Source organism: Confluentibacter sediminis, from assembly GCF_003258355.1.
Taxonomy (GTDB): Bacteria; Bacteroidota; Bacteroidia; order Flavobacteriales; family Flavobacteriaceae; genus Confluentibacter; species Confluentibacter sediminis.
This window is the reverse complement of the sequence record NZ_QKPO01000003.1, coordinates 33,393-58,305: the sequence shown is the minus strand read 5'-3', so window position 1 is coordinate 58,305 and position 24,913 is coordinate 33,393. Positions and strand designations below refer to the sequence as shown.

Annotated in this window: 25 protein-coding genes; 13 read left to right on the top strand and 12 right to left on the bottom strand. The window is 30.6% G+C overall.

The window, feature by feature from the left end:
* Positions 1–11: 11 nt before the first annotated feature.
* Positions 12–143 (top strand): hypothetical protein, encoded by a 132-nt coding sequence (locus DKT72_RS18580; protein WP_262510060.1) that lies wholly within the window; start codon positions 12–14, stop codon positions 141–143.
* On the top strand, positions 106–627 hold the full coding sequence (locus tag DKT72_RS02195) for a hypothetical protein (protein WP_235841582.1): 522 nt from the start codon (positions 106–108) through the stop codon (positions 625–627). Before DKT72_RS18580 ends, DKT72_RS02195 begins: the two co-directional genes overlap by 38 nt.
* On the opposite strand, the gene DKT72_RS02190 is transcribed toward DKT72_RS02195, so the two are convergent.
* Positions 624–3,065, bottom strand: coding sequence for an outer membrane beta-barrel family protein (locus DKT72_RS02190; protein ID WP_111307094.1), 2,442 nt, complete (start codon positions 3,063–3,065; stop codon positions 624–626). The genes DKT72_RS02195 and DKT72_RS02190 overlap by 4 nt on opposite strands.
* A gap of 170 nt (positions 3,066–3,235) precedes the next feature.
* On the opposite strand from DKT72_RS02190, the gene DKT72_RS02185 reads away from it, so the two are divergent.
* Together DKT72_RS02185 and DKT72_RS02180 are read left to right on the top strand one after the other, a co-directional pair.
* Positions 3,236–4,435: an alanine dehydrogenase gene (locus tag DKT72_RS02185; RefSeq protein WP_111307093.1), complete on the top strand. Its 1,200-nt coding sequence runs from the start codon at positions 3,236–3,238 to the stop codon at positions 4,433–4,435.
* Between the two features lie 38 nt (positions 4,436–4,473).
* Positions 4,474–4,848, top strand: coding sequence for a DUF4258 domain-containing protein (locus tag DKT72_RS02180; protein WP_111307092.1), 375 nt, complete (start codon positions 4,474–4,476; stop codon positions 4,846–4,848).
* A 117-nt stretch (positions 4,849–4,965) separates the two neighbouring features.
* Here the strand turns inward: DKT72_RS02180 and DKT72_RS02175 are convergent, their stop codons facing one another.
* Entirely contained in the window at positions 4,966–6,141 is a 1,176-nt protein-coding gene (locus tag DKT72_RS02175; protein ID WP_111307091.1) for a proline dehydrogenase family protein, read from the bottom strand.
* A gap of 193 nt (positions 6,142–6,334) precedes the next feature.
* On the opposite strand from DKT72_RS02175, the gene aroB reads away from it, so the two are divergent.
* Complete coding sequence (gene aroB, locus DKT72_RS02170) at positions 6,335–7,402, top strand: 3-dehydroquinate synthase (protein WP_111307090.1); 1,068 nt, start codon at positions 6,335–6,337, stop codon at positions 7,400–7,402.
* Positions 7,403–7,462: 60 nt separating this feature from the next.
* On the top strand, positions 7,463–8,209 hold the full coding sequence (locus DKT72_RS02165) for a tyrosine-protein phosphatase (RefSeq protein WP_111307089.1): 747 nt from the start codon (positions 7,463–7,465) through the stop codon (positions 8,207–8,209).
* 34 nt (positions 8,210–8,243) lie between these two features.
* On the opposite strand, the gene DKT72_RS02160 is transcribed toward DKT72_RS02165, so the two are convergent.
* Genes DKT72_RS02160 through DKT72_RS18150 form a run of 3 tightly spaced genes read right to left on the bottom strand, consistent with a single transcriptional unit; the run spans position 8,244 to position 11,201 of the window.
* Positions 8,244–9,014 carry a polysaccharide biosynthesis/export family protein gene (locus DKT72_RS02160; RefSeq protein ID WP_111307088.1) on the bottom strand — a complete coding sequence of 257 codons (771 nt, stop codon included), beginning with the start codon at positions 9,012–9,014 and terminating at the stop codon, positions 8,244–8,246.
* A 37-nt stretch (positions 9,015–9,051) separates the two neighbouring features.
* On the bottom strand, positions 9,052–10,989 hold the full coding sequence (locus DKT72_RS02155) for a polysaccharide biosynthesis protein (RefSeq protein ID WP_111307087.1): 1,938 nt from the start codon (positions 10,987–10,989) through the stop codon (positions 9,052–9,054).
* A complete protein-coding gene (locus DKT72_RS18150; RefSeq protein ID WP_220628066.1) occupies positions 10,986–11,201 on the bottom strand; it encodes a hypothetical protein in 216 nt (71 codons plus the stop codon). Before DKT72_RS18150 ends, DKT72_RS02155 begins: the two co-directional genes overlap by 4 nt.
* 593 nt (positions 11,202–11,794) lie before the next feature.
* On the opposite strand from DKT72_RS18150, the gene DKT72_RS02150 reads away from it, so the two are divergent.
* A complete protein-coding gene (locus DKT72_RS02150; protein ID WP_111307086.1) occupies positions 11,795–12,790 on the top strand; it encodes an SDR family oxidoreductase in 996 nt (331 codons plus the stop codon).
* Positions 12,791–12,806: 16 nt separating this feature from the next.
* Positions 12,807–14,087: a nucleotide sugar dehydrogenase gene (locus tag DKT72_RS02145; RefSeq protein WP_111307085.1), complete on the top strand. Its 1,281-nt coding sequence runs from the start codon at positions 12,807–12,809 to the stop codon at positions 14,085–14,087.
* 62 nt (positions 14,088–14,149) lie between these two features.
* On the opposite strand, the gene DKT72_RS02140 is transcribed toward DKT72_RS02145, so the two are convergent.
* Positions 14,150–14,629 (bottom strand): Lrp/AsnC family transcriptional regulator, encoded by a 480-nt coding sequence (locus tag DKT72_RS02140; RefSeq protein WP_111307084.1) that lies wholly within the window; start codon positions 14,627–14,629, stop codon positions 14,150–14,152.
* Between the two features lie 70 nt (positions 14,630–14,699).
* Positions 14,700–15,851 carry a M14 family metallopeptidase gene (locus DKT72_RS02135; protein WP_111307083.1) on the bottom strand — a complete coding sequence of 384 codons (1,152 nt, stop codon included), beginning with the start codon at positions 15,849–15,851 and terminating at the stop codon, positions 14,700–14,702.
* 290 nt (positions 15,852–16,141) lie between these two features.
* Between DKT72_RS02135 and DKT72_RS02130 the strand changes: the two genes are divergently transcribed.
* Positions 16,142–16,519, top strand: coding sequence for a helix-turn-helix domain-containing protein (locus tag DKT72_RS02130; protein WP_111307082.1), 378 nt, complete (start codon positions 16,142–16,144; stop codon positions 16,517–16,519).
* Positions 16,520–16,561: 42 nt separating this feature from the next.
* Positions 16,562–16,936 (top strand): DNA topoisomerase IV, encoded by a 375-nt coding sequence (locus DKT72_RS02125; protein WP_111307081.1) that lies wholly within the window; start codon positions 16,562–16,564, stop codon positions 16,934–16,936.
* On the opposite strand, the gene DKT72_RS02120 is transcribed toward DKT72_RS02125, so the two are convergent.
* Positions 16,933–17,433, bottom strand: a complete 501-nt coding sequence (locus DKT72_RS02120) for a hydrolase (protein ID WP_111307080.1) — start codon at positions 17,431–17,433, stop codon at positions 16,933–16,935. The genes DKT72_RS02125 and DKT72_RS02120 overlap by 4 nt on opposite strands.
* A gap of 9 nt (positions 17,434–17,442) precedes the next feature.
* The gene (locus DKT72_RS02115) at positions 17,443–18,204 is read right to left on the bottom strand and encodes an MBL fold metallo-hydrolase (RefSeq protein ID WP_111307079.1); all 762 of its coding nucleotides are present in this window, start codon (positions 18,202–18,204) and stop codon (positions 17,443–17,445) included.
* Positions 18,205–18,412: 208 nt separating this feature from the next.
* Here DKT72_RS02115 and DKT72_RS02110 point away from each other — a divergent pair, with 208 nt between their 5' ends.
* A complete protein-coding gene (locus DKT72_RS02110; protein ID WP_111307078.1) occupies positions 18,413–19,891 on the top strand; it encodes a TonB-dependent receptor in 1,479 nt (492 codons plus the stop codon).
* A 28-nt stretch (positions 19,892–19,919) separates the two neighbouring features.
* Here DKT72_RS02110 and bcp read toward each other — a convergent pair whose 3' ends face one another.
* Complete coding sequence (gene bcp / locus DKT72_RS02105; RefSeq protein ID WP_111307077.1) at positions 19,920–20,372, bottom strand: thioredoxin-dependent thiol peroxidase; 453 nt, start codon at positions 20,370–20,372, stop codon at positions 19,920–19,922.
* 35 nt (positions 20,373–20,407) lie between these two features.
* Here bcp and DKT72_RS02100 point away from each other — a divergent pair, with 35 nt between their 5' ends.
* Positions 20,408–21,070 (top strand): endonuclease III domain-containing protein, encoded by a 663-nt coding sequence (locus tag DKT72_RS02100; RefSeq protein ID WP_111307076.1) that lies wholly within the window; start codon positions 20,408–20,410, stop codon positions 21,068–21,070.
* A 23-nt stretch (positions 21,071–21,093) separates the two neighbouring features.
* Here DKT72_RS02100 and DKT72_RS18340 read toward each other — a convergent pair whose 3' ends face one another.
* Both DKT72_RS18340 and DKT72_RS02095 read right to left on the bottom strand, forming a co-directional pair.
* On the bottom strand, positions 21,094–21,240 hold the full coding sequence (locus tag DKT72_RS18340) for a hypothetical protein (protein ID WP_220628065.1): 147 nt from the start codon (positions 21,238–21,240) through the stop codon (positions 21,094–21,096).
* Positions 21,241–21,303: 63 nt separating this feature from the next.
* Positions 21,304–21,888 (bottom strand): RNA polymerase sigma factor, encoded by a 585-nt coding sequence (locus DKT72_RS02095; RefSeq protein ID WP_111307075.1) that lies wholly within the window; start codon positions 21,886–21,888, stop codon positions 21,304–21,306.
* A gap of 235 nt (positions 21,889–22,123) precedes the next feature.
* Between DKT72_RS02095 and uvrA the strand changes: the two genes are divergently transcribed.
* Positions 22,124–24,907 (top strand): excinuclease ABC subunit UvrA, encoded by a 2,784-nt coding sequence (gene uvrA, locus DKT72_RS02090; RefSeq protein WP_111307074.1) that lies wholly within the window; start codon positions 22,124–22,126, stop codon positions 24,905–24,907.
* Positions 24,908–24,913: the final 6 nt, after the last annotated feature.

The window sequence follows — 24,913 nt, the reverse complement described above, 5'->3', positions numbered from 1 at the left end:
CCCTTATAGAAATGAAAACTAAAAATTATTTAATCGCAATCGCAATCTTCGGAGGAATTTTGTTTACAGCTCAAGCAGTAAATGCTAGCCCAAATGGAGCAAAAATTGAAAAAGCTAAAATCAAAGTTCCACCAGCAGGATAGGAAGAGTTTAATATTAGGAAGTATTATTGCTACATTAATTGCAATAACACCTTATTTATTTTACTTATATGAAAGTGTTCCAGTTAAAAAAACTTGGAACACTTTTTTATTTACTTATAATAGTGGATTTTATCAGGATGCCAATGCATCCATGTGGGTTCTTACCAGTAAAATAGTTCCTTTACTTCTTTTAATAATTTGGTTTTTTACATGTCGTCATTGGTGGTATCATTCATTATTAGTTCCAATTTCAATGTATTCATATCAAATATTTATCACTATAGGTTCTGATTTTGAATATATTGATTCCAATCAACTTATTTATTTAATACCAATTATGGCAATAATTGTTCCTTCAATTTATTTAATAAGAGCTAAAATATTCAATGAAATAAATACAGTATCAAAAACCATGGAAGAACTAGAGGATGAATTTAAAATATCTCCAAAAAACTTTTGGGATAGAATTAGACAATATTTTTAGAAGCTAGATGATTTTTTAGTAAGTCTTTCCAATTCCTCTAAATCCATTTCTTTAGTGTTGTTTTTTAATTTTGAATTACCAAATTTATAATTAAAACCAAATACAAATAGTCTATTTTCCATTTTTGTTTTAAGAAACACATCTTGATTTAAATACTTTGTAGAAGTGCTAAAATTTTGAGTATTAAAAATATCTTCGACACCTAAATTTAACGACGCTTTCCCTTGCCAAAATGTTTTTTTAATGTTAACATTTAATCCCAATCTTTCACTAGTTATATTAGCTCCATCTGCTATTGGAGATATATAAGTATATGAAAGATCCAAAGTCAAACTTTCATCTTTTAAAAAACTAAAATAATTATTTATTTGGGTATACAAAGACCATTTATTATTAGATATCAATTCATTATTGCTTTCTAATGCATAAAATTTATTATCGTAATAAAAAACGGAAGCTAGCCCATATAAATACCATCGTGGTGCTATTTTGGTATATGTGATAAAATCCAAGCCATAAGTGATGCTATGATCTATGTTTGTATTTATATATTTTAAAATGTTATTGTTATTTTCTTGAAATACTATTTCTAAAGAGGGATTGTTTTCATAGCGATAATAAAGCTCAAATGTGTAATTTTTATTGAATGTGTAACCCAATGTAAAAACATCGTCAATTTGAGGTTTTAAATTAGGGTTGCCTGTACTATACGTATTATCATTAAAATAGTATTTAAAAGGGTTTAACTCGCTATATCTCGGTCTGGAAATACGCTTTTTATAATTAAAATAAATGCTGCTATTTTCATTGAGATGATTTAAAATATAAATGGATGGGAAAAATTTTGCGTATTCACTTGTGTTCAATTCATTATTTAGCAACGAATTACCAGTGATATTGGTATACTCCGTTCTTAATCCAGTTTGTAAACTCCAACGCTCCCAATCTTTAGAATATGAGATATACGCTGCATAATTCATTTCATCATATAAAAAGGTATCCGAATTTAATAAATCTTCAACCTTATCACCATTCACAAAATTATATTGTTTCAAAACACTTTCTGAATCTATACTCGAAATTTTAGCTCCCGCTTGTAATTGAGAGGATTCATTTATAGGTAATTCATAGTCAACCTGTACTGTATATAGTTTTATGTATTGACTGGAAAATGTTTGAAATTTATTGTACCTAAAAGACGTTTCTGTATTGGGGTAAAAGTAACCTGTGTCAACATTTTGATAATCAGAATAATCATAATTGGTATGGTGAGCACTTAAGGAAAGCTTCTCTCCTTCTCGTTTAAATTTATGAACATAATCCAATGTAAACGCATAATTGATTGTTTCACTAACTAAGGATTTATTGGTTTCAAACAAGGAATCTAATACTTTACTTGAGTGGAATACCTCAGTTATTGAATTAACATCAAATCTAGTGTTTTCTCTTGTTGAAATAAGCATATTTGATGAGAATCCTAAACTATTATTCTCGTCAAAATCATAATCAATATTAGCGTTTATATTATGATCTAAAGATTTTTTGATTCTATTATAATTGGTAATCCAACTGGTGGCATCGTCTCCATTTGAATCAAAAAAGTTAACAAATTCATCATTATGCCTAAAATCCTTCCGAGGACTCACACTATAATTGATATAGGTATTCAGCTTTTCAGTTTTAAAAAAATGACTGGTTCCAGCAGTATATTTTGGGTATTCAAAACCTTGCTTGTAATTTCCAAAAATACTTCCATTATAGCCAGCGATGATGTTTTTGCTTGTTATGATATTAATAACAGCACCGCCCTCTGCTTCATAGTTAGCCGGTGGATTTGTAATGATTTCTATAGATTTTATGTTCGCTGCCGAGGTTCCTTCTAAAAGTTGTTGGACTTCGTACGATGATAAATGTATTCGTCTATCGTTTATATAAATCACAGGCTCACTATTTTTTACGGTTATCTTTCCATCATTAACAAAAACCCCCGGTGAATATTTTAAAACATCAAGCACATTATTATTTGAAAGTGTAGAATTTTCAACATCAAACACCAACCTATCAACCAATCTTTTTACAGTGGGTCTTTTTGCTACTACCATAACACCTTCCAACTGTTCTGTGTCTTCTTCTAATACCATAGTATCAAGACTTATACTAGAACTCAATGCTATATTTTGCATGTATGCTTTAAAACCTAGATAAGTTATTCTCAGGTGATAACTTCCTTTTTTTAGATTATCGATTTTAAAAAAACCAGTATCACCTGTTGTTGTCCCACTTATTATTTTAGAATCATCTTCGGTTAACAAAACAACATTCGCATAGGCTATAGGCTTATTATTGGCATCTATAACTTTTCCACTTAAAGTTAAATCTTGCGCAACCAAAGAAAATGGAATCGTAAAGAACAAACAAACTATTGATTTTATCGGCATAAATACATTTATAATTACAAACTTATAATAATTTATTTAAAAAGCTATCAGTTAATTACATATCCATATTGAAACTTTTTCTTATATTTTTTTTATTGAAATATTTCTTTATTTGTGTTGATTTAACAAAAAAAATATTCGTAATTTCATTTTTCTTTAAAATAAAAAAAATGTCAGATTTACCATCTCCTTTTACCAAGCAACAATTGTTGCCTCAAGAAGAAAAACTTGAAATATTTAAACGTAAAGGAGAACTATATATTGGAATCCCAAAAGAGACCGCGTTTCAAGAAAAAAGGGTTTGTTTAACTCCTGATGCTGTTTCTGCTCTTGTAAGTAATGGCCATAAAGTTTTAATGGAATCTGGAGCTGGTGATGGTGCCAGCTTTACAGATAGAGACTATAGCGAAGCTGGTGCCGAAATAACTAAAGATACCGCAAAAGTATTTGCCTGCCCCATGGTACTTAAAGTGGAGCCCCCTAGTTTAGAACAAATAAAGCTGTTAAATCCTCAAGCCATACTAATATCGGCATTACAGATTAAAACACAGACTAAAAAGTACTTTGAAGCTTTAGCTTCTAAGCGCATTACGGCTTTGGCATTTGAATTTATTCGTGATGAAGATGGCTCATACCCTGCCGTAAGATCGTTAAGCGAAATTGCAGGCACGGCATCCGTCTTAATAGCCGCTCAATTATTATCAAATGACGTAGAAGGAAATGGTTTAATGTTTGGAAATATAAGTGGCGTCCCCCCTATTGAAGTGGTTATTTTAGGTGCGGGAACGGTAGGTCAATTTGCTGCAAGGAGCGCTTTGGGATTGGGTGCAAATGTAAAAATATTCGATAACTCTATTACTAAGTTACGTAGAATTCAAACCCATCTAGGCAGACCACTTTACACCTCTACAATACAACCAAAAAACTTAACAAAAGCATTGAAGCGTTGCGATGTCGTTATAGGAGCTGTTAGAGGAAACAATAGAGCTCCCATTATAGTGTCTGAAACACTTGTACAATCCATGAAGAAAAGATCTATTATAATAGATGTTAGTATTGATATGGGGGGATGTTTTGAAACAAGCGAAGTTACTACGCACAAAAGCCCTACATTTATAAAACACGGTGTTATTCATTATTGTGTACCTAATATCCCTGCGCGATATTCACGAACAGCCTCTATATCAATTAGTAATATTTTCACTCCATATCTATTAAAAATAGCCGAGGATGGTGGTATTGAAAATTCTTTACGATTTGATAAAGGTTTAAAAAATGGATTGTATTTTTACCACGGTATTTTAACAAGTAAATCTGTTGGTGAATGGTTTGATTTAAAATATAATGATATTAACCTCTTAGTATTTTAAATTTTAGAATAACTATTTCCATTTTTTAAAAACATTACATGACATTATTACAGCGATTTGGGTATTACCTCGGTGGATTTTCTATTGGATTAATCATATTAGCCTTCTTTTTAAATGGAAAAAAAGCATCCTGTAGTTATGGTCCAGATGCCCGAGTTCTTAAAAACATACATTCAAAAGAAATGATTTACAGTGATGATGTTCAATTATTTATGAATACGCATCACTTGGATACATCTGCAGTAAATGATGTTCTTAGAAAAGGAGATGTCAATTTTTCTAAAAGCGATACACACAAAAAACCTTGTGCTATTTATACTATTGAAGGGGATTACAATGAAAAAAACCTGATTCTATCCATTGAAAACTGTGATAGCATAGCTACATTATTAAATATGTCCATTAAAGAATGATAAAGCGTAGTTTTGACATTGTTTTTCTACAATTGTATTACTGATACTTTCGCCTATTTCTAATATTTCAAGGCTAAGTTGTACTTCAAAAATTAAAGACATTCTTGTTCGCTGTATTTAATCTTGTTTTCTACGTTGCTTTTCTTTGCTTATTAAATTTAATTCCCTGCCTGTTTGACCAGCTACAGATGTGTTTTCTTCAGCTCTGCGTATTAAATAGGGCATAACGTCTTTTACAGGTCCAAATGGCACATATTTGGCTACATTGTAACCTTTATTAGCCAGATTAAAACTTATGTTATCGCTCATGCCATACAGTTGCCCAAACCATACGCGAGCATCATTATTTTCTAATTTGTTTTCATTCATTAATGACATTAAAAAATAAGAGCTTTCTTCATTGTGTGTCCCTGCAAAAAGGGATATGGTATCTATGTTTTTAACAATGTATTCCACGCCGTTATTAAAATTCTCATCTGTGGCAGATTTACTTTTACATATGGGTGATTTGTAATTATGATCCTTAGCTCTGTCATTTTCCTTTTCCATATAAGCACCACGAACTAACTTATAGCCTAAATAAAATCCTTGAGATTTAGCCAATGCATGTTGATGTTTCAAAAACTCAAGCCTATCATGCCTATACATTTGTAATGTATTAAAAACAATAGGCTTATCTGTATTGTATTTTTGCATCATATGTGTAACCAAGTTATCTGCCGCATCTTGCATCCAACTTTCTTCCGCATCAATCAACACAGCCATATCATTAGCTTTTGCTTTTTTACAAATAGCGTCATATCTAGCAACAATATTATGCCATTCTTCTTGCTCTTTTGGCGTTAATGAATCCCCAGCCCCCTTTTTTTCATAGAGAGACATACGACCAAGGCCTGTTGGTTTGAAAACAGCTATCGGAATGGCTTTTATCTCTTTTGCGAAATCAATTATTTTTAAAATAGTTTGCATGGCAGAATCAAATTCCGCTTCACTTTCTTTACCTTCCACAGAATAATCCAATACAGAGCTAACCCCTTTTTCAAACATTTTATGAATAACAGGCAAACAGTCCTCTTCATTTACACCTCCACAAAAGTGATCAAAAACCGTCGAGCGTATAAGCCCTTCAATAGGTAAATGAGCCTTTAATGCAAAGTTTGTAGCGGCAGTTCCAATTTTAACTAAAGGCTCTATAGATATCATTTTAAATAAAAAATAAGCACGCTCTAATTCGGTATCACTTTTTAATGAAAAAGCAATTTTTGTATTATTGAAAATTTTTTCTGAAATCATTTTGGGAAATTTATGCAAAGATAATTATCTCTTAAGGATTCATTTGCTTAAAAATTCTTAATTTCGCCCAATTGTGAAAATTTTTTTTCGTAAAAAAATATCTTTTATAATTTAATTATTATTCTATTGATTAAATTATTTAAATATTGAAGATTTTATAAGCTATCTGATATTAAAAAAACATTTTTTATAGATGAATTCCATTACTGCAAACGATTGTATCATTCATTTTAATGAAACATGCTATACTTCACTAAATCAATACATTCAAAATAATAATTTTTCTAAAATATTTATTTTAGTTGATACCAATACCCACACTTATTGCCTACCAAATTTCCTTGCTAAACTGGAAACAAATTCAAGTATAGAAATCATAGAAATTGAAGCGGGTGAAATCAATAAAAATATTGACACTTGTGTTGGAGTTTGGAATTCACTTTCTGAATTAAATGCCGATAGAAAAAGTTTACTCATAAATGTTGGTGGTGGTGTTGTAACCGATTTAGGTGGCTTTGTAGCGTGTACATTTAAACGTGGAATTGCTTATATAAATGTTCCAACTTCATTGTTATCAATGGTTGATGCATCTGTTGGTGGAAAAACAGGTGTGGATTTAGGCAATTTAAAGAATCAAATAGGTGTTATAAGTAACCCCGATATGGTGCTTATTGACACCGTCTTTTTACAAACCTTACCTCAAAACCAAATGAAATCTGGTTTAGCTGAAATGCTTAAGCACGGATTAATCAGCAGTGAAACTTATTGGAATAAATTTAAAGACCTGTCAAAATTAAAAATTGATGATTTAGATGATTTAATTTACGAGTCCGTACTAATTAAAAAAGCAGTTGTAGATGAAGATCCTTATGAAAATGGCTTGAGAAAAACACTTAATTACGGACATACTTTAGGCCATGCCATTGAATCTTATTTTTTGACTAATCCAAATAAAACATCATTGCTCCATGGGGAAGCCATAGCTATAGGAATTGTTTTGGCTAGTTATATATCAACCAAATTAGTTGGTTTTCCTGAAGAAACCACTAACGGTATTAAACAATTATTCGGTAATTATTATGGGAAAGTTGACATAGCAAAAAGTGATTATCCATCAATCATTGAACTTCTTAAATATGATAAGAAAAACAATCATGGAAACATAAATTTTGTATTGTTAGAATCTATAGGAAAACCAAAAATTGATTGTTTGGTAGACGAGTCCATCATTATTGATTCTTTTAAGTTTTATTCTGAATAATTTGAGGTAAATTACTGGATTTTTTTTATATTAATATTTACCTACTAAATATATTATACTATGCTCCAAGTATTTACTAAAAAACAATTTCTAAAAGACTTACTTGAAGATTTTGTCGATATTCATAATCATATTTTGCCTGGTATTGATGATGGCGCAAAAAACATTAAAGAATCCATAAACTTAATAAATAAATTAAAAGACCTTGGAATTAAAGAATTTATTCCAACACCTCATGTCTATGAGGATTTTTATCCCAATACCGATGAAACCATAGGGGATTCTTATTTTAAATTATTGGAAGCATTAAAACCTAAACTATTATCTAGTATAAGAATTAATCCAGCAGCGGAATATATGATGGATTATAACTTTGAAAAACTTATAGAAGATAAAAATTTATTTACTTTAAAAGGTAATTATGTACTTGTTGAAATGTCTTATTTTCAAGCACCTATTAATTTAGAAGACATTATATTTAAAATAAAAACCAGAGGTTACATTCCTATTCTAGCACATCCAGAAAGATATCCTTACTATCATAATAATAAAGATTTTTATAATAAACTTAAACAGTTGGGCTGTTTTTTTCAATTAAATTTGCTCTCGTTAACTAATTATTATGGAAAGCATGTTGAAAAAACAGCAACTTATTTAATAGATGAAAATCTTATAGATTTTGTTGCAACTGATGCCCATAATAAAGACCAAGTTGCTATACTTTCTAATTTAATTTTAAATAAAAATCAAAAAACTCTATTACACAGTATAATAGAAAACACTAAAAACAATTTTAGCATCCTTTAAAAATTATATGCCTGAGTTTTTAGCTAAAACATCATTAATTTCTTGTAACAAAAATAAGAGCAGTTGTTAAAATAAATGACGTAATTGTAATTATTGTAGAAATTCTTAAATCACCAGAAGCCGCACTAATAGAAGAATTATTAGGTTCTACATAAATGTAATCGTTTTGGGTTAAATAAAATACAGGAGAATTAAATACCTCTTTATTAGTCAAATCTACTCTTGTATACGTTTTAGTACCATTGAAATCCCTAACCACTAATACATTGTCTCGCCTACCTTTAATAGTTAAATCTCCAGCTAAGCCTAATGCTTCGAGTATTGATACTCGTTCTCCGGATACAGGATATACGCCAGGTGATCTCACTTCGCCTGCTACAGTAACTCTAAAATTTAAAACCCTAATAATTATTACAGGATCCTTTAATAGTTGTCCCTCAGAGAATTTCTTCTTAAATAATTCTTTTGCTTCCTCTACGGTTAAACCTACTAATTTAACTTTACCTAAAATAGGGTAATCTATGTTGCCATCTACATCAATTAAATAATCAATTAAACTTCCCATGCTACCACTTTGTATTACTATATTATAAGGTACGGCATCTTGAGGATTTATAGTAGAAACATATATACTTAATATGTCTCCAATTTTTAATTTAGCTTTAAAAGTTTCAGTATCAACCATAGTTTCAAAATTTTTAGCATTTTGAAAATAAACAACTTCCTTTTTGCTTACACATGATGATAGAATAAAACTAAAACACAATAAAACAATTAATTCTTTTTTAAAAAAAGTAATATTCATATTAAAAATTATTTGGGGGAAAATACTAATTTATTTATTAATTTATATTTACTTGATTGTTTTTTTCAGGCAACATGCCTTTTACTTTTTTATAAGACTGAACTCGTTTATATAAACGGTCATATTCAGAATTATCAGGTTGATTTTCAGGGATTAATTGCTTCATCTTCAACATAATATCATTATGCTGAAAACGGTTAGCAAAACACAATTCTTCAATTTCTGATTTTATTTTAGCATGATTAAGTTCCAATGAAGTAAAAATTAATATTTTTTTATGGTATGTATATGCTGGACTTTCAATAGTAGACGTGAATTCTTCATGAATTTTTTCTCCCAAGGCTAATCCAGTTTCTTTTATGTCGATGTCTTCAGGATAGTTTAGACCTGCCAAATTTATCATTTTTTTGGCAATATTGTATATTTTTATGGATTCACCTGTGTCAAACACAAATATTTCACCTCCCTTACCCATGGTTGCTGCTTCCAAAACAAGCTCAACAGCCTCAAAAATTGTCATAAAAAATCTAGTCATCTCTTTATGAGCAATAGTTATTGGATTCCTATTTTCAATTTGACTTTCAAAAACAGAAATTAGTGAGTTTTTAGAGCCCATTACATTGCCAAAACGGGTTATTACAAATTTCGTCTTACTTTCTTTTTGCAAACAGGTTATATAAAGTTCGGCCAATCGCTTTGTAACCCCAATTGAACTGGTTGGATTTATGGCTTTATCAGATGATACAAATACAAATTTTTTCACATGATACCTCGATGATGCGTCTGCTAAAAACTTAGTACCATTGACATTTATTTTAATAGCTTCGTATGGCGACTTTTCCATTAACTGTTCATGCTTATATTCAGCTGTATGAAAAACAAAAGTAGGTTTATACTCTTGAAAAAGCATGTCAATTCTTAAACTATCGCTAATATCCGCCACAACAGCTACAAAATTATGTTTTCCTTTTAGTTTTAAATCTAGCTGCAAATCATACAGTGCGGATTCTGAATGATCTATTAAAATCAACTTTTTTACATCAAAATTAATAAGTTCTCTAACCAACTCTTTACCAATAGAACCAGTAGCACCTGTTATTAACAGCGTCTCTCCAACAAATTCTTTTGCAACATTCGTGTTGTTTATTTTTATTTGCGTTCTTCCCAATAAATCTTCAATTTGAATTTTTTTGGTTTTATTAAAAGTAAAATCTCCACTAACCCAAGATTCCAAAGACGGAACTTTAGTTAGTTTGATATTTAATGCCTTTAAAATCAGACACCTATTTTCATCAATATCTTCTATGGATATTATAATTTCGTCAATGTCAAAAGATTTGATGAATTCTTTATTTATTTTGTTTAATGGTAAAATTGATATGCCATTTATAGATTTTCCTTTATTTAAAACGTTGTCATCAATGAATCCTAGAACATTAAACCTTTGTACTGTACTATTAATTAATGCATTATAGGTAATCACAGCCGAATCATCCGTTCCGTAAATAAGCACTCTTTTCGATGATATATACTTATTATTAAAATAATTAAAATACATTTTAAACAATAATCTGCTAGTGCTTAACAAAACAAAACTTAATAAGGAATGTATTACCAATATTGATAATGGAATTGTAAAACCATTAATTAAATTTACCTCGTTATTTATAAAAACAGACAAAGCGGTTAAGGTCGTCATGAATACAACAGACTTAAACAAATTAACAATATCAGAAAATGCTGTATATCTTATTACACTTCTAAATGATTTAAAAAACAAAAAGCTAACGGCGGTACATGCCAATACAAAAGGAATTTGTATAAGAAATTGATTTAAATCGAAATTTAGCCTAAAATTAAATCTTATTATATAAGATATAGAAAACGCCAATAATACAATGGCTATATCTATAGCAAACACCATCCATTTGGATGCATGTTTTTTCGAATGATTGGTAAAGTATTTCTTTATCATAAACTTGGGGTTTTTGTGATAATATTGAGAATTCTATATAAATCATTTTGCATTAAATATGAAGCACTAGTCAAACAAAGTCCTTTTACAAAACCTTCTATGTTAGAAACAAAAAAAGAAATCCAATTGGCATTTAAGGCTTCGTTAACAAATTTTTGTTCTGAGTCTCCCATATGCGGTAATGATAAATATATTTTTGTTTTAGTCAACATACTATAATTTTCAGGTCATTATATTGGAGATTCATCCAATTAACAATCAAATAATTAAAATGTTTTTGAAGATCCCCTTCGTGGATAAACAAAAATCAAATTTCACTAATTAATAACCATACATTACATTTAATAATCACAATAATTTTCAGAAGTACATTAATTTTTGAGGGAAGAGTTTTAAATGTATATCTTTTTTAAATCATTTTAGACATTAAATTTTAAATTAATTTACAGCTATTAATCAATTTAATTTTTCGTTTAACAATGTAAATTTAGTAATTGTTTTAGTGTGAAAAGAGAAGAATTAAGTTAATTCGCTAAAAGAGTAATTAAAATCGGTTAAATACCTTTTTTTTGTTATTCAATAAAAAAAAAGACGATTATATGCATAATCCCCAAATATTACCTACTACTTTATGTCTTAAAAGTAATATAATTGTGAATATTACAATATTGAGATTTTTATTATGGGGTATAAATCACATATTATTTCAATTTATAAACAAAAGTAAAAGCCGACTTAATTAGTTAACTTTGCTTAATATATTTTTTCATTTTACTAATATTAATTAAGCAAAATTTAAATTTAAATGACTTATCAACAATTAGAGGCATTAAAAGGGAAAAGAATTCTAATTACTGGAGGAGCTGGATTTATTGGTTCTAATTTATGTGAAATGTTATTAAAAAGCAGTAACGTAGTATGCTTAGATAATTTTTCTACAGGTAAAATAGAAAATATCAAGCCATTTTTATCAATATCCAATTTTACACTTATAGAAGGAGATATAAGAAATTTTGTTGATTGCCAGAATGCTTGTAAAAACATTGATTATGTACTGCATCAAGCTGCTTTAGGTTCTGTGCCACGATCCATTATAGATCCCATCACTACGAATGAAGTAAATATCTCTGGTTTTCTCAATATGCTAGTGGCATCAAAAGATGCCGGTGTTAAAAGGTTTATTTATGCAGCCAGTTCCTCAACTTACGGCGACCATAAAGCACTCCCTAAAACAGAGGATGTTATTGGAAAGCCCTTATCTCCTTACGCTATTACAAAATATGTAAATGAATTATATGCTGAGATTTTTTATAATACCTATAAATTTGACACTATTGGTCTTAGGTATTTTAATGTTTTTGGTAAAAGACAAGACCCTGATGGAGCTTACGCTGCTGTAATTCCAAAATTTGTAAAACAACTTATAAATCATGAGTCTCCCGTTATAAATGGAGATGGAAGTTATTCTAGAGACTTTACATATATAAATAATGTTGTACAAATGAATATAAATGCCTTAACTATTGAGAATAAAAAGGCATTGAATACTATATATAATGTTGCTTACGGACAGAGAACAACGCTTTTAGAATTGGTACATTTATTGAAAGATTATCTATCTGATTTTGATTCCGAAATTAAAAACATAGAAATAAAACATACTAATAACAGAATTGGAGATATCCCCCACTCGTTAGCATCCATTGATAAAGCAAAACAGTTACTAAATTACCATCCTAAATACGATATTAGTACTGGCTTAAAAGAAGCTATTTCTTGGTATTGGGAACACTTAAGATAATTACCATAAAATAATTATGAAGAATATAAAAATTGCCGTTATTGGTCTGGGGTATGTCGGTTTACCGTTAGCACGCCTGTTTGCAACAAAATACAATGTCGTGGGTTTTGATATTAATGAAAAAAGAATTTCTCAACTACTTAAAGGCATAGATAATACTCAAGAAATTGAAGCGGATATGCTACTGTCAGTATTAAAGAAAAAACCAAATAATGATATTGGTTTGCTTTGCTCATTTAACATAAAAGATATTAAAGATTGCAATTATTATATTGTAACAGTACCTACACCTATAGATAAAAATAATAGACCTAATTTAAACCCCTTGTTCAAATCCAGTGAAACCGTTGGGAGTGTTCTTAAAAAGAATGATATCGTCATTTATGAATCAACTGTTTATCCTGGAGCTACCGAAGAAGAATGCGTCCCTATATTAGAGACATTAAGCAACCTCAAATTTAACATAGATTTTTATGTAGGTTATTCCCCCGAACGAATAAACCCTGGTGACAAATTGCATACTGTAGATAAGATATTAAAAGTAACTTCTGGATCCACTCCTGAAACAGGAAAAAAAATCAATGAATTATACGCAAGTGTTATAACTGCTGGAACCTATTTGGCTCCATCCATAAAAGTTGCTGAAGCGGCCAAAGTTATAGAAAATTCACAAAGAGATATAAATATTGCATTTGTAAACGAGTTAGCTAAAATCTTCAATCTTTTAGGTATAGACACGCATGAAGTATTAGAAGCTGCCAGTACAAAATGGAACTTCTTACCATTCAAACCAGGTTTGGTAGGTGGCCATTGCATTGGTGTAGACCCATACTACTTAGCTCAAAAGTCTATAGCAGTTGGTCATCATCCTGAAATAATATTGGCAGGAAGACGTGTTAATGATGGCATGAGCTTATATGTTGTATCACAAGTTATTAAACTCATGCTACAAAAAGAGATAGCTCTAAAGGATTCTAAAATACTAATTCTAGGCTTTACTTTTAAGGAAAATTGTCCAGATGTTAGAAACACAAAAGTAGTCGATATTGTTACCGAAATTAAAGGCTATGGAATTGATGTAACTATTTTTGATCCATGGGCAAATCCAGAAGAAGTTGAACTCGAGTATGGGCTTGAAACTACAAAAATTTTGCCTAAAACGATTTTTGATGCTATCATACTCACAGTAGCACATAGTGAATTTCAAAATTTAGACTTAAAATCTTTATTAAAACCGATTGGTGTCTTATACGATGTGAAAGGAGTTATAAAACAGAATGTTAGTGGGAGATTATGATTAAGTTTTTACACAAAAAAACCCTTTAAATAAAGGGCTTTTTTATTATATATGAGTGGTTTTTACATTTCATTAAAAATGGAATGCATCAAACGTTTTTTGTCATTGATACTTTCTTCAAGAGAAATCATGGTTTCTGTTCTGTAAACCCCTTCTATATCATCTAATTTAAAAATAACCTCTTTAGCATGTTCCGTACTTCTTGCTCTAATTTTGCAAAATATATTGAATTTGCCAGTAGTTATATGAGCAACAGTAACAAAAGGGATTTCATTAACACGTTCTAATACAAACTTTGTTTGAGAGGTGTTGTTTAAAAATATGCCAACATATGCAATAAATGAATACCCCAGCTTTTTGTAATCTAAAGTTAAAGAAGATCCTTTTATAATACCTGATTCTTCCATTTTTTTCACACGTACATGTACCGTTCCAGCTGATATTAAAAGTTTCTTTGCTATATCTGTAAAAGGAATTCTAGTGTTATCTATTAACATATCAAGAATTTGGTGATCGATTTCGTCTAATTTAATTTTCCCCATAATTAATTATTCTTAATTAAAAACCAAAATTAATACATTTTCATCAATAATAAGGCATAATTACATCATTTTATTTCGATAATATTGATGTTTTTTTATTATTTATCATTACGAAATCGTTTTCGTAGTTCAGTTCAATAGTATTAAAATGAGTATCCAATACTAAATCGCTATTAGCATTAATCTCTTTATGACCATAATACAAATCTAAATTTTCAATTTTTTCAATTTTAGGAACAAATTTAACGACTCCATCAATTAATCGCTCTTGATATTGAATACCTATATCTGTTGTATCTGAATGCATTTTCAATTTCGCATTTCTAATAATAACATCTAAAAAACATTTATCATTTTCAGGAATATTAAAATAAGATTTATACAAACTGCCATCTACATCGCCCTCGGATATATAACATAAAGATGTTAATAAAGAAATATAGATATATTTTCTGGTATGTTCTCGCTCATAGTCATCAAAATAATGCCCCGCTTCAAATAATATCGTTGGAATGTTTTCACTTTGAAACGTATCCCCGACACAATTTAAATTAAAAGCATCATCATATACCCCTACTTGATTTGGAATTACTTGCTGAAGAGCTTCATTCATTTTGCCAATAACCTCCATAGCAATCATCCTATTGGATGTTACAGCACATAATTCATCTTGTGCCGGAGCCAAAAAAGATACTGTTGCTGGTTTATTGGTTTTACCAGCACTAAAAATAGTGCGTTGCCCATGAAGATTATAACAAAAATCCGGATTAAAATCTTCAAAAACAGCTCTTAAAATCTTGCTTTCCGGTTGCGTTCTTAATTGTGCATCCCTATTTAAATCCACGTTATTAGCATTGACCCTAGTGTAAGCTAAAGCTCCATCTGGGTTTAATATAGGAATGATGCATATAGTACAAGTGTCTAATATGCGTTTTACTGATTGATCTTCAGAAAGAAAAGTATTCAAAAGATCGAAAATAGCCTTCGTGGTGGTGGATTCATTTCCGTGCATTTGAGACCACATGAGTATCTTTTTTGGACCTGTACCAACTTTAACAGCATGAATAGGACTGTTTAAAACAGAGTGTCCTATAATTTTAACATCTACCAAATTCCCCCATTTTTTTATAAGAGGTTCTATGTGATTGTTGGTGATATACCTATGATATAATGTGCTTTCTTTAAATCTAGAAAACAGTATTTGAATAGCTTCTACTTTCATTAAAAATAATTATTCTACAAATGTAAACAAATACAATTTTACATTTGTAAACAAAAATAAACCCTACAATCGTTTACATTATTAAACAAAAAAACACTGTTTAATACATTGGTAACACTACGGAAAAGTACTTTATGAAAAAATAAGTGTAATTATGTATATTTCAGAATATTAAATACTATTACGTAAAGTTTTTATTTATACAAATAGCATATTGTTTAAGATTGTTTATGAATTTTAAATATATATATTTACATTTGTAAAACCATAATTCATTTCAATGGTTTACAATGATAAACAGCGAGGATTTTACTAAAAGACTACAAAAGATTATTGACTTTTATGGAGAATCTGCGTCTTCTTTTGCTGAAAAAGTAGGCGTACAACGCTCGAGTATTTCCCATATTCTTTCAGGAAGAAACAAACCTAGTTTAGATTTTGTTTTGAAAATTTTGTCAACCTATCCCGAAGTAGAATTATATTGGTTGTTAAATGGAAAAGGCTCGTTCCCTGCTTCAAATAACATATTACATCAAGAAGATTCGAAAAAAAAAGAAATCCCTTTAGATATCCAAACCAAGTTAAATTTAGAATCTAATGATGGAAAACATATTGAACGGATTGTTATCTTTTATTCGGATGGCACTTTTAAAAACTTCCAAAACTAATATTGTAAACTTAGTTTAGTAATTTTGCAATAAATGACATGTATGAATAAGTTTTTTATATTGATTAGCCTGCTTAGTTTATTTGGCTGCTATAATAGCGAAAGAAATTGTAAAGATTATAAAACAGGCCATTTTTATAGTGAAGTCACTATTGATGGTAAATTGTACACATCTACTTTTTCCAGAACGGATAGTTTACAGGTTGAAACTTACAATCAAAAAAAAGATTCCTCGCATGTCAGATGGATTAATGATTGTGAAATGATTTTTAAAACCATACATCCAAAAAACAGGGTTGAGCAGAAAGATATTCATTTAAAGATTTTAACAACAACTGATTCGTCATACACCTATGAATATTCATATATTGGAGAAACAAAAAAGCAGAAAGGAGTTGCTTTTAGAATTAAAAATTAATTGAATGGATATAAGAAAGATTCCACCAATTTAAATTTTAATTCTTTTGAGTCAGTTATTTCATAAGTTAAAAAAAGTTCTCCCCAATAGTCTCCATCCGAAAAATCAGCTATAATCCATTTATGATTAAGAAGTTTTACGGTATTAATCATCATGCGCCTTCCTTCGCTGGAGGCATAAGGAATTATGGGGTGTTCGCCTTTTGCTTCATTTAACTTATAAAGTTCATCTTTTATGAGTGGAATTAATTCATCTATCTTATAACCTTTGTTTTCAAAATAAGAAATGGCATCTTCATTCCTATCTAAATTAAAATGGGATACATCCAAAATGTCATTTTGAAGTGTAGCAAGAGAGTCTTTATACTTTTCCAATTGATTGGTGTATGTTTCTAACTTTTTATTTTGAATTTCAATGATTCGTTTAGAGTTTACATACAGAAATAAAGCTAACAATATGGAAAAAACAAATAGATACATGAAAATTTTTTGCTTCATAATAAACTTTTAAATGGTGATTTGTAAATTATCATATGCCAAAAATACATTTTTCGGCAATGTTTTTTCTACCTCTTCATGAAAACCCATCATGTGGCTTATATGTGTCAAATAGGCTTTTTCCGGATTAACTCTTTCAATAAACTGTAAAGCTTCCTCTAAATTCAAGTGCGAATAATGAGGCTCTATACGAAGCGCATTGACCACTAAAACCTTAAGATTTTTTAGCTTTTCTACTTCTTTATCTTGTATGGTTTTCATGTCTGTTATGTAAGCGAAATCATTAAACCTAAATCCAAAAACTTGTAGCTTTAAATGTTTTACATTTATGGGGATAATCTCCTGACTATTAATTTCAAAAGGCTTATTTTTAATACGATTAGGTAGAACAGTTGGGGCTCCGGGGTACTTGTGTTCTGTTTTGAATATATAGTCAAACTTCTTCTTTAAAGATTTTAGCACACGCTTATGCCCATAAATGGTGATATCTCCTTGTTTAAAATAAAAGGGTCTAATATCATCCAATCCCATAATATGGTCTGAATGTTCGTGAGTGTATAAAATAGCATCAATTTTTTCACAACCACTCATCAACATTTGCTGTCTGAAATCGGGCCCACAGTCAATTAAATATGTAACCCCATTAAGTTCTACTAATACAGAAGCTCGCAATCTCTTGTCCTTAAAATCTTTACTTAAACATACAGGATGATGACTCCCTATAATTGGAATGCCTTGGGATGTGCCTGTACCTAAAAATGTTACTTTCAAAAAAAATGTTTTAAATCAAATTAATACTGTATAAAGTCTAAATCATAATTTTTAATCTGCTTTTTAAAAAAAACCATAAAATAATTATGTTCATTTTATCTTCAAACAAAAAGCTATAGAATTAGATTAACAAAATTAGACTTAATTTTTTATTTGCATCCAATATTTGATACCTTTGTTTTGTTCACTAAAGTAACCTAAAAATAATATGGAAATAACCATCAAAGGAGATAAAGAGTTTGATGACATTCCCTCTCTAAAGACGAAAGCCCTTCGCATAAATTTAAACGAAAACATTTACGGAACATTTGCTGAAATTGGTGCAGGACAAGAAACCTGCAGACATTTTTTTAGAGCTGGTGGCGCATCTGGTACCATAGCAAAAGCGATGTCTGCTTATGATAAAGATTTTAGTGATGCCATTTATGGTGTTGAAGATGATGGTCGTTATGTTACTGAGGCTCGACTTAGAAAAATGCTAACGCATGAAATGAGCCTTATTGAAAAACGTCTTACAAGAGATAAAAACCCAAATAAAATATTTTTTGCTTATGCCAATACGGTGGCCACAATTGATTTTGCTAAGCAGTTTAAAGGTCATGGATGGGTAGGTATTAAATATCAAATTGAAGCTGGCAAAGATTATAATGAAATTATTCTACATGTTCGCTTCAAAGAAACAGATGCCAGATTACAACAAGAAACATTGGGTGTTTTAGGTCTAAACCTAATTTATGGCGCTTTTTACAAATATAATGAACCAAAAAAATTGCTACGTTATCTATATGATCATCTAGATAAAGATCAATTAGAAATAGATACCATAAACTTCTCTGGCCCCGCTTTTAAAAATGTTGATAATAGGCTGATGAGCTTACAACTAGTAAAGAATGGCATGACAGATGCCGTGATGTTTGGTCCAGATGGTAAAAATATCTTGCCGGCTAAAATTTTATACAAGAAAAATATTTTGGCTTTACGTGGTAGTTTTAGACCCGTAACGAAAGTAAATATGGCCATGTATGACAAGTCATACGAAATGTTTATAAATGAAAATAAAGTTGACAAAGAAAATACAGAGGTTGTCTTTGAAATTACCCTATCCAATTTACGTGCAGAAGGAGAAATAGATGAGCAAGATTTTATGGATAGAGCCGATTTGCTATGCTCACTTGGTCAATCGGTAATGATTTCTAATTTTCAGGAATATTATAAAGTTGTTGAATATTTTTCAAATTACACGAAAGCCAGAATGGGACTTGCCATGGGTGTGAACAATTTGGTAGATATTTTTGACGAAAAATATTATCGTCATTTAAGCGGTGGTATTCTCGAGGCTTTTGGAAAATTATTCTTTAAGGATTTAAAAGTATACTTATACCCTATGCTTGATCCAGAGACAGGTGAGCTTATAGATAGTGAAAATTTAAAAGTATATCCTCGTATGAAAGAATTATATAAATTCTTTAAATACAATGGTAAAGTGATTGACATTAAGGATTATGATAAAAGCATCATGAACATCTTCTCAAGACAAATTCTGCAGATGATTGATGATGGCGAAAGAGGTTGGGAAGATATGGTGCCTGAAGGAACGGCCGATTTAATTAAAGATTATCGTCTGTTCGGATTTACACGTAAACCATTGCAAACATTAAAACCTATTACGCTTAAAAAAAGAAAATAATAAAAGCCTCATTACGAGGCTTTTTCATTTATTCTAATATTTGAGAAGCATGATTTTTCGCTTTAACATCGTGAATAACTTTTGAAATAATACCTTTTTCATCTATAACAAAAGTGATTCTGTGAATACCATCGAAGGTACGTCCCATAAATTTTTTAGGCCCCCAAACCCCAAACGCATTAATAACATCTTTATTTACATCAGCAATTAATGGATACGGAAATTTATATTTCTTTTTAAAATTTGTCTGAGCTTTTTGACTGTCAGCACTAACTCCAATTACTTCAAAGCCTTCATCTACAAGGGTTTTGTAATTATCACTTAAATTACAAGATTCAACCGTACACGTTGGTGTATTTGCTTTCGGATAGAAAAAAACAACTAGTTTTTTGCCTGCATAATCACTTAAGGAAATCGTTTTACCTTGTTCATCTAAAGCTGTAAAATTTGGAGCTTTATCTCCTACTTTTAATGTGTTCATATTTTCTAACTTTGTAATTGCTAAATTACAACGGAATGACCAAACAAGAAAGCGTAAACTTTATTATTAATACTTTAAATAAGCTATATCCTGAAATACCTGTCCCATTAGACCACAAAGACCCTTACACATTACTTATCGCCGTATTAATGTCCGCTCAAAGTACAGATGTTCGTGTAAACAAAATAACGCCTTTATTATTCGAGAAAGCTGACAATCCGTATGATATGGTTAAACTTTCGGTTGAAGAGATAAGAGAGATCATTAAACCTGTTGGTTTATCTCCTATGAAAAGTAAAGGGATATATGGATTATCCAAAATACTTATTGAAAAACATGAAGGACAAGTGCCTCAAAGTTTTGAAGCTTTAGAAGCACTTCCTGCTGTAGGACATAAAACAGCAAGTGTGGTCATGTCTCAAGCCTTTGGGGTTCCCGCATTTCCGGTAGATACACATATTCACAGGTTGATGTACAGATGGAATTTAAGTAATGGTAAAAATGTGGTTCAAACTGAAAAAGATGCAAAACGTTTATTTCCAGAAGAATTATGGAATGATTTGCATTTGCAAATTATTTGGTATGGCAGAGAATATTCACCTGCTAGAGGTTGGAATTTAGATAAAGATATAATCACAAAAACTATTGGCAGGAAAGCGGTAATCAATGATTATTTAAATAAGAAAAGTCCTAATTAAAAAATTAGGACTTTTCCAAAGATTTAGTTTAATACTAATTCAAACTCTACCTTAGCCGACTTTAAAACACTCAAAGCTTTTGAATAGTTAAGAAGAAAATCAATAGTTTCATCTTTAGGTTTTAAATCATTTGATGTTTCAATAGAAATTTTAGTGTAATTTTTTGCCATTTTAATAAATTATACGTTGATAAATTAATAACGCAGCAAAATTTACTTTATTGTGTATCTGTATTAATTTGTTAAAACAATATTGTGTTTATCAATTATCTTCCTCAAATTAATTAGCGCATAACGCATACGCCCTAAGGCCGTATTGATACTAACACCTGTTTTATCTGATATTTCCTTAAAACTCATATCGTTATAAATCCGCATTAGCAACACCTCCTTTTGATCTTCAGGAAGTTCGTCTACCAAACGTCTTACATCATATTCTACCTGCTCTTTTATAATACTGTTTTCAGCATTTAAACTAGTATCACTTAATACCGAAAAAATGCTAAACTCACCGCTATTATCAAATTTTGGTAACCTGTTGTTTTTCCTGAAAAAATCAATGACTAGATTATGGGAGATTCGCATCACCCAAGGCAAAAATTTACCCTCTTCATTATAATTACCTTTTTTAAGGGTGCGTATGACTTTAATAAAAGTATCCTGAAAAATATCTTCGGCGACATCTTTATCATATACCTTTGAATAAATAAAACTATAAATTTTTTGCTTGTGTCGCTTTATTAATATTTCTAAAGCGCTTTCATTTCCTTTAATGTAGGAGCTAACTAAAGTGGCGTCTGTTATGAGTTCTTCTTGCATAATAATTACTTTTATTGCCGCGAAGTAGCCTTCGTTGCTTGGGGTTAATAGTTTAAAAGTAATGTTATGCTATAGGCTGTTATTTATGTATTTGTGTAATTATGAGTCAAATATAACAACAATCATTCCTAAAAAACAAAAAATAATATTTTTTTTTAATATTTCTTTAAGATAAAATCTATTTTTTAGGTTGTTATACTTGTATTATCTTTACAAGATTATACGCTTACTATATATGATTACTAATATTTCCGAAGTAAATCCAAAAGAAAATATCATCATTAAAGGTGCTAAACTGCATAATTTAAAAAATATCGATGTTGTCATTCCCAGAAATAAATTAGTGGTTATAACAGGCTTATCGGGCTCAGGAAAATCAAGTTTGGCTTTTGATACTCTATATGCAGAAGGACAAAGACGCTATGTGGAAAGTTTATCGAGTTATGCCAGACAATTTTTAGGCAGATTAGATAAACCCAAAGTAGATTATATAAAAGGCATTGCTCCCGCCATTGCTATAGAGCAAAAAGTAAATTCCACCAATCCACGTTCAACCGTTGGTACAAGCACGGAAATTTACGATTACCTTAAATTACTATTTGCTAGAATAGGCAAAACTTACTCACCCGTTTCTGGTAATGAAGTAAAAAAAGATACCACTACAGATGTTTTGGAATATTTAAAATCGTTTCCTGAAGGTGAAAAATTATTGCTTCTCGCTCCTATTCACTTGGAAGATGGGCGTTCAATAGCTGATAAAATTAAAGTACTGAATCAACAGGGCTACGCAAGATTAAAAGTTGGCGATGATGTTTTAAGAATTGAAGACGCGAACATTGATAAAAAATTAGAATCCAGCACATATCTTGTTGTTGACAGAATTATTTTAAAAAATGAAGAAGATTTTTTAAACCGATTGGCCGATGCCATTGAAACTGCTTTTTTTGAAGGCAAAGGAGAATGCATCATAGAAACCCTTTCCGATAATACACAACGTCATTTTAGCAACAAATTTGAATTGGATGGCATTACTTTTTTAGAACCAAACGTACATTTATTTAGTTTTAACAATCCTTATGGCGCATGCCCTAAATGTGAGGGCTATGGTGATATTATTGGCATTGACGACGATTTGGTAATCCCTAACACAGCGCTTTCCATATATGAAAATGCCATTTTTCCGTGGCGTGGCGAAAGCATGAGCTGGTACAGAGATCAATTGGTTAATAATTCCCACAAATTCGATTTCCCCATACACAAACCTTATTTTCAATTAAGCGATGCCCAAAAACAACTTATTTGGGACGGAAATGCACATTTTGAAGGTCTGAATTCATTTTTTGCGGAGTTAGAAGCCAAAGCTTATAAAATTCAAAATCGTGTCATGTTATCTCGTTATCGCGGAAAAACGAAATGTAAAACCTGTAATGGCAAGCGTTTACGAGTTGAAGCTGGTTATGTCAAAATTGCTGGTGCAACTATTACAGATTTAGTGGAAATGCCACTAGAAAAGTTACGTAGTTTTTTTAAACAACTAGAGCTAAATGATTATGATACCCAAATAGCTAACAGATTATTAAAAGAGATTAATAATCGCTTATTATTTCTAGCTAATGTCGGACTAGACTATTTAACGTTGAATAGAAAATCGAACACGCTTTCTGGTGGTGAAAGCCAAAGAATCAATCTTGCAACATCTTTGGGAAGCAGCCTCGTAGGGTCTATGTATATTTTAGATGAACCTAGTATCGGCTTGCATCCTAAAGACACCGAGCGTTTAATTTTAGTTTTAAAACAATTACGGGATTTAGGAAATACGGTTATTGTAGTTGAACATGATGAAGATATTATGAAGGCAGCAGATTACATCATTGACATTGGCCCTGAAGCGGGAACGTTTGGTGGCCATGTTGTTGCCACAGGAACCTATGCAGACATACTGAATTCAAATTCTTTAACCGCTCAATATTTAAACGACACATTAAAAATTGAAGTCCCTAAAAAAAGAAGAACCTCAAAATATTATATTGATATTATTGGAGCTCGCGAGAATAACTTGAAAAATATTGACGTACGTTTTCCTTTAGAAATGCTGACTGTAATTACGGGTGTTTCTGGAAGTGGAAAAAGTACGTTGGTTAAAAAAATATTATTTCCTGCTCTTCAAAAAAAATTAACCGATTTTAGTGATAAACCCGGTCAATTTAGTGCCTTAGAAGGTCATTTTAGTAATATAAAACATATAGAATTTGTAGACCAAAACCCCATTGGTAGATCGTCTCGTTCAAATCCTGTCACCTATATTAAAGCGTATGATGATATAAGAACGTTGTTCTCTAATCAGAAACTAAGCATGCTTAGAAACTATCAAGCCAAGCATTTTTCTTTTAACGTAGATGGTGGACGCTGTGAGACTTGCAAAGGCGAAGGTGAAGTAACCATTGAAATGCAATTTATGGCCGATGTGCATTTAGAATGCGAAACTTGCAAAGGAAAACGCTTTAAAAAAGAAGTGCTTGAAGTCACTTTTGCCGATAAAAATATAGATGATATTCTTAATTTAACTATTGATGATGCCATTGCTTTTTTTGAAGCAAACAAACAAAATAAAATAAAAACCAAACTCCAACCTTTACAAGATGTTGGTTTAGGATATGTAACTTTAGGACAAAGCTCTTCTACCCTGTCTGGTGGCGAAGCACAACGCATTAAATTAGCCTCATTTTTAGGAAAAGCAAATAATAAAGATAAGGCCCTTTTTATCTTTGATGAGCCAACAACTGGTTTGCATTTTCATGATATTCAAAAATTATTGAAATCATTTAAAGCTTTAATTGAAATAGGTCATTCCATCATTGTTGTTGAACACAATATAGATTTAATCAAGTGTGCCGACTATATCATTGATTTAGGACCCAAAGGTGGTGAAACAGGCGGACATCTCGTTGCCATTGGAACCCCAGAAGAGGTTATAAAAACCAAATCTGAAATCGGAACGTACTTAAAAGAAAAGCTCTAATCCTTT

Bases quoted from the DNA above. Each gene is read 5' to 3' on its own strand.
- DKT72_RS18580 (WP_262510060.1), top strand. From the start codon at position 12: ATGAAAACTAAAAATTATTTAATCGCAATCGCAATCTTCGGAGGAATT.
- DKT72_RS02190 (WP_111307094.1), bottom strand. From the start codon at position 3,065: ATGCCGATAAAATCAATAGTTTGTTTGTTCTTTACGATTCCATTTTCT.
- DKT72_RS02185 (WP_111307093.1), top strand. From the start codon at position 3,236: ATGTCAGATTTACCATCTCCTTTTACCAAGCAACAATTGTTGCCTCAA.
- DKT72_RS02180 (WP_111307092.1), top strand. From the start codon at position 4,474: ATGACATTATTACAGCGATTTGGGTATTACCTCGGTGGATTTTCTATT.
- DKT72_RS02175 (WP_111307091.1), bottom strand. From the start codon at position 6,141: ATGATTTCAGAAAAAATTTTCAATAATACAAAAATTGCTTTTTCATTA.
- aroB (WP_111307090.1), top strand. From the start codon at position 6,335: ATGAATTCCATTACTGCAAACGATTGTATCATTCATTTTAATGAAACA.
- DKT72_RS02165 (WP_111307089.1), top strand. From the start codon at position 7,463: ATGCTCCAAGTATTTACTAAAAAACAATTTCTAAAAGACTTACTTGAA.
- DKT72_RS02160 (WP_111307088.1), bottom strand. From the start codon at position 9,014: ATGAATATTACTTTTTTTAAAAAAGAATTAATTGTTTTATTGTGTTTT.
- DKT72_RS02155 (WP_111307087.1), bottom strand. From the start codon at position 10,989: ATGATAAAGAAATACTTTACCAATCATTCGAAAAAACATGCATCCAAA.
- DKT72_RS18150 (WP_220628066.1), bottom strand. From the start codon at position 11,201: ATGTTGACTAAAACAAAAATATATTTATCATTACCGCATATGGGAGAC.
- DKT72_RS02150 (WP_111307086.1), top strand. From the start codon at position 11,795: ATGACTTATCAACAATTAGAGGCATTAAAAGGGAAAAGAATTCTAATT.
- DKT72_RS02145 (WP_111307085.1), top strand. From the start codon at position 12,807: ATGAAGAATATAAAAATTGCCGTTATTGGTCTGGGGTATGTCGGTTTA.
- DKT72_RS02140 (WP_111307084.1), bottom strand. From the start codon at position 14,629: ATGGGGAAAATTAAATTAGACGAAATCGATCACCAAATTCTTGATATG.
- DKT72_RS02135 (WP_111307083.1), bottom strand. From the start codon at position 15,851: ATGAAAGTAGAAGCTATTCAAATACTGTTTTCTAGATTTAAAGAAAGC.
- DKT72_RS02130 (WP_111307082.1), top strand. From the start codon at position 16,142: ATGATAAACAGCGAGGATTTTACTAAAAGACTACAAAAGATTATTGAC.
- DKT72_RS02125 (WP_111307081.1), top strand. From the start codon at position 16,562: ATGAATAAGTTTTTTATATTGATTAGCCTGCTTAGTTTATTTGGCTGC.
- DKT72_RS02120 (WP_111307080.1), bottom strand. From the start codon at position 17,433: ATGAAGCAAAAAATTTTCATGTATCTATTTGTTTTTTCCATATTGTTA.
- DKT72_RS02110 (WP_111307078.1), top strand. From the start codon at position 18,413: ATGGAAATAACCATCAAAGGAGATAAAGAGTTTGATGACATTCCCTCT.
- bcp (WP_111307077.1), bottom strand. From the start codon at position 20,372: ATGAACACATTAAAAGTAGGAGATAAAGCTCCAAATTTTACAGCTTTA.
- DKT72_RS02100 (WP_111307076.1), top strand. From the start codon at position 20,408: ATGACCAAACAAGAAAGCGTAAACTTTATTATTAATACTTTAAATAAG.
- DKT72_RS18340 (WP_220628065.1), bottom strand. From the start codon at position 21,240: ATGGCAAAAAATTACACTAAAATTTCTATTGAAACATCAAATGATTTA.
- DKT72_RS02095 (WP_111307075.1), bottom strand. From the start codon at position 21,888: ATGCAAGAAGAACTCATAACAGACGCCACTTTAGTTAGCTCCTACATT.
- uvrA (WP_111307074.1), top strand. From the start codon at position 22,124: ATGATTACTAATATTTCCGAAGTAAATCCAAAAGAAAATATCATCATT.